At 47.8% G+C, this 14,321-nt stretch carries 13 protein-coding genes; 9 read left to right on the top strand and 4 right to left on the bottom strand.

Annotation, left to right across the window (positions count from 1 at the left end; genetic code table 11):
- Position 1: 1 nt before the first annotated feature.
- From U0033_RS24975 to U0033_RS24935, 9 genes are all read left to right on the top strand, one after another.
- On the top strand, positions 2–4,165 hold the full coding sequence (locus U0033_RS24975; protein WP_072360346.1) for a type I polyketide synthase: 4,164 nt from the start codon (positions 2–4) through the stop codon (positions 4,163–4,165).
- A complete protein-coding gene (locus tag U0033_RS24970; protein ID WP_072360344.1) occupies positions 4,153–4,449 on the top strand; it encodes a hypothetical protein in 297 nt (98 codons plus the stop codon). Before U0033_RS24975 ends, U0033_RS24970 begins: the two co-directional genes overlap by 13 nt.
- A complete protein-coding gene (locus tag U0033_RS24965) occupies positions 4,440–5,255 on the top strand; it encodes an alpha/beta fold hydrolase (protein WP_072360342.1) in 816 nt (271 codons plus the stop codon). The genes U0033_RS24970 and U0033_RS24965 overlap by 10 nt, the downstream gene beginning before the upstream one ends.
- Positions 5,234–6,454 carry a glycosyltransferase gene (locus tag U0033_RS24960; protein ID WP_072360340.1) on the top strand — a complete coding sequence of 407 codons (1,221 nt, stop codon included), beginning with the start codon at positions 5,234–5,236 and terminating at the stop codon, positions 6,452–6,454. The genes U0033_RS24965 and U0033_RS24960 overlap by 22 nt, the downstream gene beginning before the upstream one ends.
- 21 nt (positions 6,455–6,475) lie before the next feature.
- The gene (locus tag U0033_RS24955; protein ID WP_072360338.1) at positions 6,476–7,675 is read left to right on the top strand and encodes a glycosyltransferase; all 1,200 of its coding nucleotides are present in this window, start codon (positions 6,476–6,478) and stop codon (positions 7,673–7,675) included.
- Complete coding sequence (locus tag U0033_RS24950; protein WP_072360336.1) at positions 7,672–8,943, top strand: condensation domain-containing protein; 1,272 nt, start codon at positions 7,672–7,674, stop codon at positions 8,941–8,943. The genes U0033_RS24955 and U0033_RS24950 overlap by 4 nt, the downstream gene beginning before the upstream one ends.
- Entirely contained in the window at positions 8,940–10,226 is a 1,287-nt protein-coding gene (locus U0033_RS24945) for a condensation domain-containing protein (RefSeq protein WP_072360334.1), read from the top strand. Before U0033_RS24950 ends, U0033_RS24945 begins: the two co-directional genes overlap by 4 nt.
- Positions 10,210–10,698: a hypothetical protein gene (locus U0033_RS24940; RefSeq protein WP_072360332.1), complete on the top strand. Its 489-nt coding sequence runs from the start codon at positions 10,210–10,212 to the stop codon at positions 10,696–10,698. The genes U0033_RS24945 and U0033_RS24940 overlap by 17 nt, the downstream gene beginning before the upstream one ends.
- A gap of 74 nt (positions 10,699–10,772) precedes the next feature.
- The gene (locus U0033_RS24935) at positions 10,773–11,882 is read left to right on the top strand and encodes a hypothetical protein (protein ID WP_143150708.1); all 1,110 of its coding nucleotides are present in this window, start codon (positions 10,773–10,775) and stop codon (positions 11,880–11,882) included.
- A 95-nt stretch (positions 11,883–11,977) separates the two neighbouring features.
- Here the strand turns inward: U0033_RS24935 and U0033_RS24930 are convergent, their stop codons facing one another.
- The 4 genes from U0033_RS24930 to U0033_RS24915 are packed head-to-tail and all read right to left on the bottom strand — an operon-like array spanning position 11,978 to position 14,154.
- On the bottom strand, positions 11,978–12,586 hold the full coding sequence (locus U0033_RS24930; RefSeq protein WP_072360328.1) for a response regulator: 609 nt from the start codon (positions 12,584–12,586) through the stop codon (positions 11,978–11,980).
- Positions 12,587–12,625: 39 nt separating this feature from the next.
- On the bottom strand, positions 12,626–13,783 hold the full coding sequence (locus U0033_RS24925) for a lanthionine synthetase C family protein (RefSeq protein WP_072360327.1): 1,158 nt from the start codon (positions 13,781–13,783) through the stop codon (positions 12,626–12,628).
- A 53-nt stretch (positions 13,784–13,836) separates the two neighbouring features.
- Positions 13,837–13,998, bottom strand: a complete 162-nt coding sequence (locus tag U0033_RS24920; protein WP_177318591.1) for a hypothetical protein — start codon at positions 13,996–13,998, stop codon at positions 13,837–13,839.
- Positions 13,999–14,019: 21 nt separating this feature from the next.
- Positions 14,020–14,154 (bottom strand): class I lanthipeptide, encoded by a 135-nt coding sequence (locus U0033_RS24915; RefSeq protein WP_218164021.1) that lies wholly within the window; start codon positions 14,152–14,154, stop codon positions 14,020–14,022.
- Between the last annotated feature and the right edge of the window lie 167 nt (positions 14,155–14,321).

The following is a 14,321-nucleotide window of genomic DNA, read 5'->3' as shown; positions in this document are numbered from 1 at the left end:
TATGAATGTAGCAATCATAGGGATGTCTGGTATCTTTCCCGGTGCGGGCAATATCCAGGCCTTCTGGCAAAATATAATACAGAAAAAAGACGCGATACAGGTAGTGCCTGAACACAGGCTGGATGCCACTTTCTTTGATCCAGCGGCGATAGCGGCAGACCGCTTTTATTGTCGCAAGGGTGGCTTCATCGATGAATACGCCAGCTTTGACCCTATTCGCTTTGGCATTCTGCCACTGGCAGTAGAAGGTACTGAACCGGAGCAGTTGCTCACGCTGGCTCTTGCCAGGCAGGCAATGGAAGATGCAGGGGTATTGGATAAAAAGATCTCTTTTGAAAAAACAGGCATCATTATCGGCAAAGGGAATTATCCCGGACCCGGTGCTACCAGGGCGATTGAGATCGTACGTACCGGTGAGCAGATCGTACAACTCCTGCGCACCTTATTACCGCATCTCCCAGGTGCTGATCTTGAAAAAGTAAAGAAAGAGTTCCAGCAAAAGAAAGGTCGCTTTGGCCCGGATACGGCCATGGGATTGATCCCCAACCTGGTAGCATCGCTGGTAGCGAATCGCCTGAACCTGGGTGGTGTAGCCTATACCCTGGATGCCGCCTGCGCCAGTTCATTGCTGGCAGTCGATCATGCTATACAGGAACTCACTACCGGCAGGGCCAATATGATCATTGCTGGTGGTGTGCATGTATCGCAGAATGCTCCCTTCTGGAGCATCTTCACTCAGCTGGGTGCATTATCGCGCCGGCAACAGATCAGGCCATTCGATCAGCAGGCAGACGGATTGCTGATCGGTGAAGGCTGTGGTTTTGTGGTGTTGAAAAAACTGGAAGATGCCGTCCGTGATAATGATCGGGTGTATGCGGTGATCAAAGGCAGTGGCATCTCCAGCGATGGTGCGGGCACCAGTGTGATGAGTCCTTCTGTGAAAGGCCAGGCCATTGCCATCAGGCAGGCATGGCAGCGCGCAGGCATCGGACTTGATGAAATCGGATACATCGAAGCCCATGGCACGGGTACCCCATTAGGTGATAAAACAGAGTTAGAGACACTTGCAGAAGTGTTTGGTCAGCATCGCCATAAAGCAGGCATTGGTTCCGTAAAATCAATGATTGGCCATGCCATGCCCGCAGCCGGTATGGCAGGATTAATAAAGACGGCACTGGCATTGTATCATAATACCCTGCCTCCCACCATGCACTGTGAAGAGCCGGTAGCAGCTATGCAACATACACGCTTCGCCCCTGTACAGGAAGCGACTGACTGGCAGGCAACAGGCTTGCCATTACGGGCAGGTGTGAATGCTTTCGGTTTTGGCGGCATCAATGCGCACCTGGTGGTAGAGGGCTTTAATACCCTGCCCAAAGGCGTGTTCAGTGGCTTTAGCCCATCCAATGTTGTATTGCTGGCCAGGAAAAGCGCGGAAGCCCTGATCTATGCATTGGAAAATAACGAAACTGATCCCGGGCAGGGTGATTACCGCATAGCCCTCTTTGACCCTTCGCCTGAGCGCATGAAGCGGGCAGTAAAGATTGTAGGCAGGAATACCCCCTGGAGGAACAAGCAGGACATCTGGTTTACGAATGAGCCATTGCTGGCAAATGGCGGCAAGGTGGCATTTCTTTTCCCGGGTTTGGATGGCCTGGGTGGCGGAGAGGTGGATAGCGTAGCAGCCCGTTTCCATTTGCCCGCTGTTAAGCAGCATAAGGACAGTGTGTATGATTCGGCCATTACCCTGCTGGAAAGGAGCCGTATCATTGATACCGCCCTGAAGCAACTGGGCATCCGCCCTGACCTGAATGCAGGTCATAGTATGGGAGAATGGCTGGCAGGCCGCTCTGCGGGTATGGCAACGGAAGCTTCTATTCTTGAAATACTGCAGGATCTGAATCCACAGGCACTGGAAACAGAGAATGCGAAATTCCTTGTAACCGGTGTTGGCTACGATCAGCTGTTACCCTTACTGGCAGGGAAACAGGATATTTACTTATCAATGGATAATTGCCCGCAACAGGCCATTCTTTGTGGCACTGATGCAGCGGTGGCCGATTTCATTGAAGTACTGAAAGCTAAGCAGATCTTCCACCAGGTGCTCCCATTCCAGTCTGGCTTCCACTCTCCCTTTGTAGCCCCAAAAACAGATGTATTGCTGGCAGGAATCAGTAAGATCCAATGGCTGAAACCGGAGATTCCTTTCTGGTCGGCAACTACGCTGGACCTGTATCCGGATACCTATGAGGCCATCAGGGACCTGAGTGTGGATCATTTGATCAAGCCGGTAAGATTCAGGGAATTGACGGTGAAGCTATATGAACAGGAAAATGTACGCGTGTTTATCCAGGTGGGTGCAGGTGGGTTGATTGGCTTTGTCGATGATACCCTGAAAGGGAAAGCATATAGCGCCATTGCAGCAAATGTACCTACCCGTGGTGGATTGGACCAGTTGCAGCGGGTAATGGCGGCACTGTTTGTGGAAGGGAAAAATGTGAACCTGGAATTCCTGGGCATTTCACCCGGCCGTACATCCGCTATGCGCCTCCAATTAGGCTCTCCTTTTGTAAAAGAGCTGGAGAGCCTGAAAGGGATTACTGTACCGGCTATGAAACCTGCATTTCCATCACCGGTACGCAAACCTGTTTTACAGGCTTTCCTGCAGAATGTAGATGAGATCTCCGCTATCCAGGATGAGATCATGGCACTCTTCAATGACCCCATCTCCGTACAACCGATTACCCATACTCTCAATATCTCCCTGGATAACACGCCTTACCTCATCGACCATGCATTGGTAAAGCAAAAACCGGGATGGCCCATTAAAGAGGATATGGACCCCGTTATACCGATGACAATGATCTTTGAGCTATTCGGTGACATTGCCCGTGTAAACGGTCAAAACAGGGCTGTAAAACGCATTTACAACATACAGGTGTTTCAATGGATGAATGTCTCCTCTCCTTTCAAAGAAACCATCACGGGAAAATGGGAAGGCAATGATACCGTACAGCTGGATTTACCCAGTTATGCGAATGCCACGGTACAGCTTACAAAACAGTTTGCAGCACCACCTGTAAAGGATTTTTCTATTGGTGCTTCTCTTTCAAATGATCTGTACAAAACACCGGCGCAGATCTATGAGCGTCACATGTTCCATGGCCCTGCCTACCAGGGTATCCGGAAAATTGTGCACATGGGCGAAAAGGGCATTACCGGCATCATCGAAAGCAGCACGGGCAAAGGTTCCTTATTAGACAATGCAGGGCAGCTTTTCGGCCTTTGGTTACAACTGATCTTAACAAAAGACAGGATCGCTTTCCCCGTAAAGATCCAGGAAATAGCCTTCTATGGAGATATGCAGGATCAGTCAGGCAGTTTTGAATGCACCTGTCAGCTCACTGAACTGAATGATGAATTTGCCACAGCTGATTTTGTGATCAAAAAAGCGGGGCAGACCTGGGCCATCGTGAGTGGCTGGCAAAACAGGCGACTGGAAATAGATGAAGCCCTCTGGCAGATCTCTATGTCTCCCCTGCAAAACAAACTGGCAAAAGAGATCGCACCTGGTGTATTCACTTTCAACAATGCTTACCAGCGCGTGGTATCATGGGATTTTATCCAGAAGCGTTACCTCAACCAGGCGGAGAAAACCTTTGTAAAAGGCCTGTTGCCAATGAAGCGCAAAGAAAGGATCATCAGCCGTGTGGCTGCTAAAGATGCTGTACGCGCAGTCATGGATCAACATTGCTTCCCGATAGAATTTGAGATCAAAAACAATGCTGCCGGTGCACCTTATGTAGACGGTGTGGAAGGTATTCATCTATCCATCGCTCACAAGGGCATGGAAGCGGTAGCCATTGCAAGTCGTCAGCAGGCGGTGGGTATTGACATAGAAGAGATACACCCACAGAGCGAAGGGTTTTGTGAGCTGGTGTTTACTGCTACTGAGCTGGCACTGCTGCCTGTTACGGACCGCGATGAATGGATCATCCGTGCCTGGGTGGCCAAAGAAGCCTATGGCAAATACCTGGGCAAGGGCCTCCAGGGCAATCCCAAAGCATATACCGTTACCGCCATTAATGGCGAGGAATTACGGATCAACGATATCAACATTCAGACACTTAAACACAACAATTTTATTATCGGATGGACGCTATAGCTGCACACAAACTGAACAGCGAAGAGATCTTCGCCCTGTTGAAACAATTCATTACTGAGGTAATCGGGGAAGAGTTCGTAGAAGACATGGACATCTCTAAAGAAAGCTCTTTTACCAGGGACCTGGAAATGGACAGTATTGAGATCGTATCCTTTTCAGAGAAGGTAAAGAGTCACTTTGGCGAGCACGTAGATTTTACGGGATGGCTTTCCGGCATGGACCTCGACCAGCTGATCAATCTAAAGCTGGGTGACATTATAAAATACATTGAACAATGCCAGTAATCAAGATCAATGACACCTCCGTTCATGTCCAGGAAATGAACAAAGGAGCCAGGGAAACCATTTTGCTGATACACGGTATGTTCAGCAACCTGTCCGTTTACTATTTCAACATCGCCCCAATCCTGGCAAAACATTTTCATGTAGTCATGTATGACCTGAAAAGTCATGGCATGAGCGGTAAGGAGAAAGATGGCTATGACCTGAACGCCCTTACCAACGATCTGCTGGCACTGATGGAAACATTAGAGCTCAAAGCGGTGCACCTGGTAGGCTATAGTTTTGGCGGGCTCATAGCCCTGCGCATGGCGATCCGCTTTCCAGGCCGGGTGAAGAAACTCGCAGTGATTGAAGCTCCCGATCCCGGTGAAAATGAAAGACTGGGCATCATGGATATGTACAGCAAAGAGTTCCTGATCGACTACATCAACAATTTCACTGACACCACTAAGTTCAGGATGGGCAAGCGGCAGCTGGAGAAAAACCATCGCATGTACGAATACCTGTTCAACGAAACTTCGATCAAATCTGACCTGAGCAAGGAGCGCGGTTTCTTTTCCGGGAAAGAGATCGGGTATATCAAACAGGAAACGCTGCTGCTCTACGGTAAGGACTCAGACTGTGTTCCATCCGGACAAACTTTATATGACAGGCTCACCCGTTCCAGGATCGCCTTACTGAACGGGGATCATAATCTGCCGCTGCAACAGCCGGAAGAAACGGCATTACGATTAAAAGACTTCTTCGAAGGATGGCAGAGCAAATTCAGACAAATCAATAACAGAATATGGCAAGGTTTGCGTTTATAGTTCCGCCCTTACACGGGCATGTGAACCCAACATTGAGCCTCGGGGCTGAATTATTGACCAGGGGGCATGAAGTAGGCTGGATCACCCTGGATCCTTCACTAGTTACACGATTACCAGCAGGTGGTCAGTTGCTGCCCGCTACCTACGATGAAACCGGCGAAGCCTACCTGGACCAGATCACTAAAAAGAATGTATCCGGTATTGAAAGTATCAAGTTCCTCTACGAAGAGGTACTGATACCCCTGAACCGCTTTATGTACGAAGGGATCAACACCATTCTTGATCAATTCAAACCAGATGTAGTGATCAATGATCACCAGCTCTTTGCCGGTGCGATTGCCGCGTACAAGAGGAAGATACCTTATGCAACTTCTGTCACAGCCCCTGCCGCCATCAAGATGGTGGAAGACCTGCCCGGTGTGCATGACTGGGAAGTAAAGCAGATTGTTGGCCTGCAACAGGAACTGGGCGTTCACGGGAATGACGCCATTGTTCTTTCTGAAAAACTCACATTGGTATATACTTCAAAAGATTTCTTCGGTTATATGGATACACCGGATCATTATAAGTTCATTGGTCCTGTATTCAATAACCGCCATACACCGCCGCCTTTTAACTGGGAGCAATTGTCTCAGATGGGAAGTGATCCCAGGATACTGGTCTCGATTGGCACCACATTCGACCATGCTTACAAGAAGGAATTCTTTGGCAAGGTCATAGATGCATTTGCACACCAGGCGGTAACAGTGATCGTTGTATCCGATGAAAAGCTGTTTGATAGCTGGCCGGCTAATTTTATTGTACAGAGCAGGGTACCACAACTGGATCTGCTACCGCACCTGGATGGGGTGGTATGTCATGGTGGTCATAACACGGTGTGCGAAACATTGTCTCACGGCATACCACTGGTGGTGATCCCTATTGCTTACGATCAATCTCATGTAGCAGGTCAGGTCACACAGGCAGAGAGTGGTGTACGCCTGAATTTCAAACGTTTCAAAGCACCACATCTTCGTGAAGCGGTGTGGGAGATTTTAAATAACCCTGTGTATAAACAGGCTGCACAGCGCATCCAGGATTCATTTGAACGGTCTGGTGGCGCCGCTGCTGCGGCAGATTTGCTGGAAGACCTGGCACCCGTGACACCTCCATACGGCATGACCATGAGCCAGGCATTTTACCGCAACAAAGTTTACTAATCTTTATTAAACCACTATCCTATGTCTAAATTCATGTTTGTAGTACCGCCCTTCTTTGGGCATATCAGTCCCACGCTGAGTGTGGGCAGCAGCCTGATTGCCAAAGGACATGAAGTGATATGGGTAGGATTGAAAGAGCTGGCGCCGGAGCATATTCCTGCCGGGGGAAAATTCATCGTACCGCATGCAGAGCTGGCAGAATATCAAACTGCTATCCATCATATCTTACAAAAGCAGGACGAGGGTCCGAAGCTATCTGGCGTGGAAACCCTGAGACTGGCGCTGGAAGAGACATATCTACCTTTCTGCCGGATCATGATCAATGGTGTGAACAGGGTGGCTGATGATTTTCAGCCAGATGTGATTGTAAGTGATTGTATCACTTTTGCTGGTGCTATCTGTGCTTACCAGAAAGGTATTCCCTGTGTAACGACTACGCCTGTACCACCGGACGTAACAGCCGATAGCATGCACTCTCCGAAGATCTTCGAATGGCAGCAGAACCTGATCAAGGGCCTGCACCAGGAGATGGGTATTTACTCAGGCGAGTTTGCGATCCATTCAAGAGAAATGAATATTGTATTTACTTCCGAAGAGTTTTCCGGTTGCAAAAGACCATTGCCACACATGCGCTTTGTAGGTCCTGTAAAGGGCAGACCGAATAACACCCCGTTTGACTGGGATCGCTTATCCAGGGCTACCGGACCAAAAGTATTTGTATCATTAGGCACATTGCTGGTAGATATCAGGAAAGCGTTTTTTGGCAAGCTGATTGAAGCTTTTGCCAATGAGCCTTTGACAATTGTAGCAGCCACTGACCCGGGAATTTTTGATGTGTGGCCTGACAACTTCATTGTACAGGGTTACGTACCACAAACAGCATTGATGCCGCATATGGATGCGGTGATCTGCCACGGAGGTTTCAACACAGTGAATGATGCCTTCCTGAACGGATTGCCCATGCTCATCACTCCTATTGCATACGATCATTTTCACACCGCATCGCTCATCGAAAATGCAGGTTGTGGTATTAAACTGCGTTACAAGCGGCTACGGGTAAGCGATCTGCGCGACAGCATGTGGGAGGTTTTACAAAATGAAAAATACAGGCAAGGCGCACAGCACATCAGGGATACATTTATCCAGGCCGGAGGAAACGATAAAGCGGTAGAACTCTTAGAAACTTTTGCACAACGCACTAAAGCAAGGTTAACTGCATGAAAAGAAGATTACTTTTCCCTGAAAGGTTGATGCTGGGAGATGGCAATACACCTTTCAATGTCGTATCTACTATCCGCATCAAAGGCTCGATCTCAGCAGAGCAACTGTCACATGCGCTGGCTTGTATCCAGGCAAAACATCCTTTGCTCAGGGCAAACATCATCGATGACCACTATGTGGTTCAGGACCATCCTGCTGCCATTCCTTTGAAGATCGTGCACAGCACAGACTGGGAAACGGTTACCGTATCAGAACTGGCCCAGCCTTTTGACACGACGACAGCACCACTGGCAAGGCTCACCTGGATCAGGGCCCTGGGATACAATGATCTTGTCCTCACCTTACATCATTGTCTCTGTGATGGAGGCGGCCGCTGGGCACTGATCAGGGAAATCGTTGCCCTGCTGGATAATCCGGGCCTGGACATTGGTGAACATCGTTCCTTACTCACACTGGAAGATATTATTCCATTGTCTCAGCAAAAAGGCTGGCCATTGTTCAAGGCGAAGTTCACCGGCGGGATGATTAAATATGGTTGTCAGTTACTGGCAGCATTAGTGTCTGCAAAAGGGAGGTCAAAAACTCTTCGTGAAAAAGATTATTTACTTCACTGGAAACTGGATGCGTCGACCACTTCTAGCCTGATACGGCAATGTAATGCCATGGGCGTAACGGTGAATACTGCACTCTGCGTAGCGCTCGCCGCTGCATTCAGAAACGTAAAAGGAGATCAGGGAGCTGCCAGGGTGACCTGCCCCGTGGATATCAGGAAGTATGTACCAGCGATCACCAGAGATTCCATTTTTGCGGTCGGGCTCTCTATCACACTTGACATTGTGGATGACCATAATAAACCTTTCTGGACAAGGGTACAGCTCCTGCAACCCACCGCCACTGACAAACAAAGGCGACTCAATACCGCCATGCTGCACGCGCTGGAATACGCACACACTGCGATTCCACACATGATCAAATTCCTGACATATGGGAAACTCAATTACAACCTGATGTTTTCCAATATGGGCAAACTGGATCTTGAAGAGCACTGGCATTCTTTTGACATCGATACGGTATTTAGTCCTGCCGTGATTGGGCCTTTCGCCAATCCAAATACCATATTGTCCAGTACTTTCAAAGGACAGATGGATTTCACGTTTATTTCTAATGATGACTTTTTAGCGAAGGAAGATGCCGTAGCTATTAAGAATGCTTTCCTGCAAATATTAAAAGAAGTGCTGCCCAGCACCACACCAATTTTAACTGTATGAACAGAAAACTAACTGTTGGAGAAAGGATCATGTATGTATCCTCCGAGGCACCTGTGAATTGTATATTTCCTGTAAAGATAAAAGGGCAGATTAACCGTGAAAGACTGGAACAGGCCCTGCTGAAATTGCAGCAAAAACATCCCTTATTAAGAGTGGTGATCCGGGAGGATGAAAAGGGCGCACCATACTACGTGACGGATACGCAGATCGCACCGGTTCCTGTTGATATAAGGCAACGCTATACCAATGATGACTGGCAACAGGTGAGTGTAAATGAATGGTACAAACCATTTAATGTCTCGCAGGGACCACTGGCCAGGGTAGTGTGGTTAAAGTCTGATAGCGTATCTGAGTTATTATTGATTTGTCCACATTGTATCTGCGATGGCAGTTCCATCCTGACATTATTGAGAGAGCTACTGATGGTATTGGATAATCCTTTACTGGAACTCTCCCCTTATGAATCCTTTGAGGCCATTGAAGATTTATTGCCGGCAGCCTTGCTGGCCAACAAAAAATTCAGGTTGCGGGGTTTGTTTTTTGGGAAAATAGCCCAGCTTGTATTGTGGTTTAAAACGCGGAGATTAAAACCAGTGACGACCCGTGGATATTTACTGAACTGGAAACTGAGCCAGGAACTGAGCAATACCCTCGTACACCGGTGTAAGGAGGAAGGAACGACGTTATTTTCGGCGATCGCTGTTGCTTTCCTGGATGCCTTCCGGCAGGTGAGACCAACTACTGCACATAATAAGCTCATTTGCCCTGTGGATATCCGGCGTTTTGTGCCGGAGATTGCGGCCGATGAATTGTTTGCCTTTGCGCCCATCGTGGAATTATCTGCGGAGATGAGTGCATTGAATGATTTCTGGACCAGGACCCGGAGTTTTAAGAATGAGCTGATGGCGAAGATCGACAAGATCAATATTCACGAATTATTATACATGGGGGAATATTTTCATGGTTCACTGCCCCGGATGCTAACGTATCTCAAAACGACGGATGGTACGCATGACGTGACATTGTCCAATATGGGGAAATTACAGCTGCCGGAAAAGTTTGACACCTTTGAGCTGGAGACGGTGTATAGTCCGAGTGCCGGTTTCCCCTGGCGCAATCCAAATACATTGGTGGCTTCTACTTACAAGGGGCTGCTTGATTTTACATTTATTTCCAACGAGGCTTTCCTCCCTGAAAGTGATGCCCGGGCCATACAAATGAAGGCGATAGCGATCCTTCAGGAGAAAAGCCGTATAAAACAAACCTATGGGGTCAAGGGATAAACTGCTAAAGGTATTCACACGTAAGCAATTATATATTTATTTCATCACCAACCTGCTGATCAATGCGGTCATTCCTTATTTCGGGTTTGAAGACAGGCATGCGGTGAGTTTATTTCATGGGGCGCATTCTATGGCGCGCTTCCTGATTCCTATGTCAGTATTTGTGCCCTTTGGGATCACCTTCGACATATTAAAGAAATGCATCACCTTTTCAGAGAAAAACGGTCTGACTCCTTTATTGCCGGAGGGATATGCGCGGCTACCATTTATGCTGAAACTGGCCGGGGTGAATGCGCTGGCTACGGGTGGACTGGTGCTGGGGCTGATGTGGATCGTGTATATCAGTATGCCGGCGGGCTATCGTTTTGAAGGAAGCTGGCTGGCCCTTATTTCGGGAGGGATAGCGGGCGGACTGGCGATACTATTTACCTGGCTGCCGCTATATGTAGTGAAAAAACTGCCGTCTGCGTAATATTACATAATTTAGTGACTGTGATGCCCGTTATTAACCCGATAGCGGTCGTTGCTATCATTAAATTCACATGGATGAAAAGGTTTCTAGCTTTTTTTATGCTCCTGCTCCCCATAGCACTGAGCGCACAGACAAAACTTTCCGCTAATATAGCAGAGGACTATTCCAATAGGGTAGCCGAACGCTATCAGCAAAAGAATCACCAGGCCGAGCTTTTCATTGCCGACCAGCTTTCCAAAAGCGGTACCGGCGGGTTGGATATTGATAAGACGATGACTGAGCTGGTGAGTGATCCGGCAGCATTGGATGAATCCCTGAAGTTTTTGTACCAGTATAATGACTGTAACCGTCAAACGCTGATCACGTACTTCCGTGAAATGGGGGTACTGAGTGGTAGCGTATATCCACTGGCTACTTATACCGTGAATAAGTATAAGAATGATAGCAAGGCATTGGTCGAGGAAAAGGCCACGATCATCAAGATGGGTACCATGCCGGTAGCTGCGGCAACGCCACAGCCGATTCCGCCAAAGAAGCCAAAGCCTGCTAAGAAGGTTTCTTCCGAAGAGGAAGCAACGACGGTATCTCACGAAAATGATAATACGCCAACTGCGGCATCTGCGGGAGTAAAAGAACCCGGAGATTCTACAGCAACTGCTGCCGGTGGTGATGAATATAACTGGGATGTACGTACCCTTTTTAAACTGCGTACACCACAAGAACTGGAAAACCTGTATGGAAAAGAGCACGTCGTATACCGCGGTACTACCGACCTGGCAGGCAACGATGCAGGTAATGCCTACTTTGTATTCCCTGATACAGATAATGAAATGCAGGTAATATTTGATGGCGATAAGAGCCCTACCATCACGTTTACGAAACCACATTCCAGCTGGAAATCTCCCTTTGGCATCAAGGTAGGTGACCCTTTGGATAAGGTCGTGAAAGTAAATGGCCGTGATTTTAAGATCAATGGTTTTGAATGGACAGATGGCGGGATTGTGAATAGCTGGGAAGGCGGACAAATTGCCGGAAAGGGTGTCCTGGTGTTGTTTAAAGCAAATAACTCAGGTGACCCAGGCATGTATGATAAAGTGACAGGGGATAAAAAGGTGAAGACAGATATGGGTGTGCTGAAGAAATTGGAAGTGGTTGTGGATAAGATAGAATTCAAAGCAAATTAATATTTGGGGGCTGACTAAGAAGGGTTCGGGTGATGGAGACGAAATGGCTTTTACGCAATTCCCAGCGCCTTCATTTATTTCTTAGTCAGCCTCTTTTATACTAATAATTTATTGTCTACTGCGTATTTTATTAACATCGCCGTGTTTTTTACTTCCAGTTTTGCCAGCAGGTTCTTTCGGTGGCTATTCACGGTATCAGCACTGATAAATAATTTCTCTGCTATTTCCGGATTGGTATTGCCTTCGGCAATTAAATACAGTACTTCCCTTTCTCGACGGGTGATGTGATGTTTTTTCTCTTCGTCCAGTAGCTGACTTACCCCTGGAGAAAAATAAGTTCCCCCATTATGCACAGTATGAATCGCCTCTAACAATTCTGCTCCGTCTGCATCTTTCATTACATATCCGCTGGCGCCATGGGCGATCATTGCGGTGATATACTTCGCATCCTTACATGAACTCAGTGCCAGCACCCGGACCATTGGATACTCAACTTTTATAGCTGCACACAGATCCAGCCCGTCAATATCAGGCAGACATACATCTGTAAGGATCACATCAATAGCATTTTCTGAAAGAAAAGTCAGGCAGCTGGTGCCATTGCGGGCTTGTCCGGCAACAAAGATGTCAGGTGCGCCTTTTAACAATGCACGCAGTCCTTCCAGGATCAATGGATGATTATCCACAAAATACAGGCGGATCATGGGTTTTTCAATTATATGTAAATTACTAATTTCCGGGTTTTAGGAAAGCAGGATACACCTATCCCAGGCGGGGTCTGTATCCTTGTCCACTGCGGCTATCAGGGCCAGTCCTACACCGGCTATGCCTTCCAGGATTCCTTCCTTTATTTCATATTTTCCATCCGCATAAAATCCTAAACCAGCAGCGCTTTCATAAAGATCAATTGTATGTTGTAACCATTTTTCGGCGCCCTGTTGAAAGAGCGGTTCCTTTGTCTGAAGATACGCTCTGTTGAAGATATGTGCAATACCTGCACTTCCATGACAGATACAGGTGTCGTGCACCATGCCATTTTGAACATCCCTGTTTTGTATGCTATGGGCCAGGATCTCGTATGCCTTATCGGTGTACCCGCCATTCAGCAGGGCCATGGCAACCGGCAGATCTCCATAGCACCAGCCCATACGGCTATGGCTGGTGGTAAGTGCTACTCCTTCATTGTTCACCAGGGTTGGATATAATGAGGGTGAAGCGGCGGGATTAGCGGCTGACTGCAGCCAGTCCAGGCTCTTTTCCAATAAATGCCCCGTGTCGATCCCCTTTGCCTTTATCCTGGACAAAATGGTGCTGATGGCAGGCACGCCATGCGCTACGCCTAAGTTATAACAGGGCTCATCTGGTAAAGAAGGTACTGACTGCCGGGAGAAATGGTCTTCCCAGCTAATGCCCTGTGGAAGCGGTACAGCGGTAGCTTCCAGGGCGGTCACTACCTGTGTTAACCATGGGCTGGGTGTTTCTTTTTCCAGGAAGTATACCGCTATGCCCAGGCCCTCGTGCAGGAAATCGTATTTTTTATCGTTCAGGTCAGCGATCATCTGATTGCCCAGCAGCACATCCACATCAGAGAAGATTTCTTCCATATCACCATCTACAAGACCCTGGTTCATGAGGTGCTGAATACACCACACCATCCCGGCTATGCCATTGCAATGGGAAGGTAGCAATGCATGGGCAGACATGGCATCCATACTACTGAGTACGAGCTCGTGCACTTTTTGCAGGTATTTTTCTTTTCCGGTGAGTTGGTAGTAGTAAGCGTAGAAGAGCGCACAACCTGTGTGCCCGCCCAGGAGTCCGGGCTGATGGTCGGTTTGGAGGAGTTGGTCCAGCTGTTGGCTGATGTCTTTCAGGATATGGGTTATTCTTTTCTGCGGCATGGGCCTAAGCTACGAAAAGGGGCTCACTTTACGGCAAGCCCCTTTTCTTATACTCAATATCTGCAGGAGTCGATGCTGCAAATAGAAAGTACCTGACTGGCATTGTTAGTGCATACTGCAAATGATACGGTCACAGCCTTGTCCTGTTTAGTGCCTTGCAGGGAAGCGATTTTCACTTTAGCTAAGTTCAATTTTTTGGTGGATTGCTTTTTCATGAGAGATCATTTTGAGGGTGATTAAATTGTCGGCGTACATTTTCTAAAGCTGCAGCCAGTGACGAGCGTGGGCCTTTTGTCTTCAAATTGCTGAGGTTTCAGGTTCGCAATAGTGATCTTGCCGAGGGAGAGCTTTTTAGATGTTTGCTTTTTCATGGTTAATAGAATTTGTTTTAAGTTAAACAGAAAATATCCGGAGGCCGGGGTGATTTTCACAACTTATTGTCCAGTTGAAGAAATTTCCCCCTTTCAGGGTATCTTGCAGGCAAGACAATAATAGTATCTTACTATGCTTAGCCCATCCTATATGATCACCGTTAAGG

The sequence above is a fragment of the Chitinophaga sancti genome (assembly GCF_034424315.1).
Classification (GTDB): Bacteria; Bacteroidota; Bacteroidia; order Chitinophagales; family Chitinophagaceae; genus Chitinophaga; species Chitinophaga sancti.
Note: the sequence above shows the minus strand (reverse complement) of the source record. Positions and strands in the feature narration are given on the sequence as shown.

What these genes read in the sequence shown, in the direction of transcription:
- U0033_RS24975 (WP_072360346.1), top strand. Translation starts at nt 2, where the DNA reads ATGAATGTAGCAATCATAGGGATGTCTGGTATCTTTCCCGGTGCGGGC.
- U0033_RS24970 (WP_072360344.1), top strand. Translation starts at nt 4,153, where the DNA reads ATGGACGCTATAGCTGCACACAAACTGAACAGCGAAGAGATCTTCGCC.
- U0033_RS24965 (WP_072360342.1), top strand. Translation starts at nt 4,440, where the DNA reads ATGCCAGTAATCAAGATCAATGACACCTCCGTTCATGTCCAGGAAATG.
- U0033_RS24960 (WP_072360340.1), top strand. Translation starts at nt 5,234, where the DNA reads ATGGCAAGGTTTGCGTTTATAGTTCCGCCCTTACACGGGCATGTGAAC.
- U0033_RS24955 (WP_072360338.1), top strand. Translation starts at nt 6,476, where the DNA reads ATGTCTAAATTCATGTTTGTAGTACCGCCCTTCTTTGGGCATATCAGT.
- U0033_RS24950 (WP_072360336.1), top strand. Translation starts at nt 7,672, where the DNA reads ATGAAAAGAAGATTACTTTTCCCTGAAAGGTTGATGCTGGGAGATGGC.
- U0033_RS24945 (WP_072360334.1), top strand. Translation starts at nt 8,940, where the DNA reads ATGAACAGAAAACTAACTGTTGGAGAAAGGATCATGTATGTATCCTCC.
- U0033_RS24940 (WP_072360332.1), top strand. Translation starts at nt 10,210, where the DNA reads ATGGGGTCAAGGGATAAACTGCTAAAGGTATTCACACGTAAGCAATTA.
- U0033_RS24935 (WP_143150708.1), top strand. Translation starts at nt 10,773, where the DNA reads ATGAAAAGGTTTCTAGCTTTTTTTATGCTCCTGCTCCCCATAGCACTG.
- U0033_RS24930 (WP_072360328.1), bottom strand. Translation starts at nt 12,586, where the DNA reads ATGATCCGCCTGTATTTTGTGGATAATCATCCATTGATCCTGGAAGGA.
- U0033_RS24925 (WP_072360327.1), bottom strand. Translation starts at nt 13,783, where the DNA reads ATGCCGCAGAAAAGAATAACCCATATCCTGAAAGACATCAGCCAACAG.
- U0033_RS24920 (WP_177318591.1), bottom strand. Translation starts at nt 13,998, where the DNA reads ATGAAAAAGCAATCCACCAAAAAATTGAACTTAGCTAAAGTGAAAATC.
- U0033_RS24915 (WP_218164021.1), bottom strand. Translation starts at nt 14,154, where the DNA reads ATGAAAAAGCAAACATCTAAAAAGCTCTCCCTCGGCAAGATCACTATT.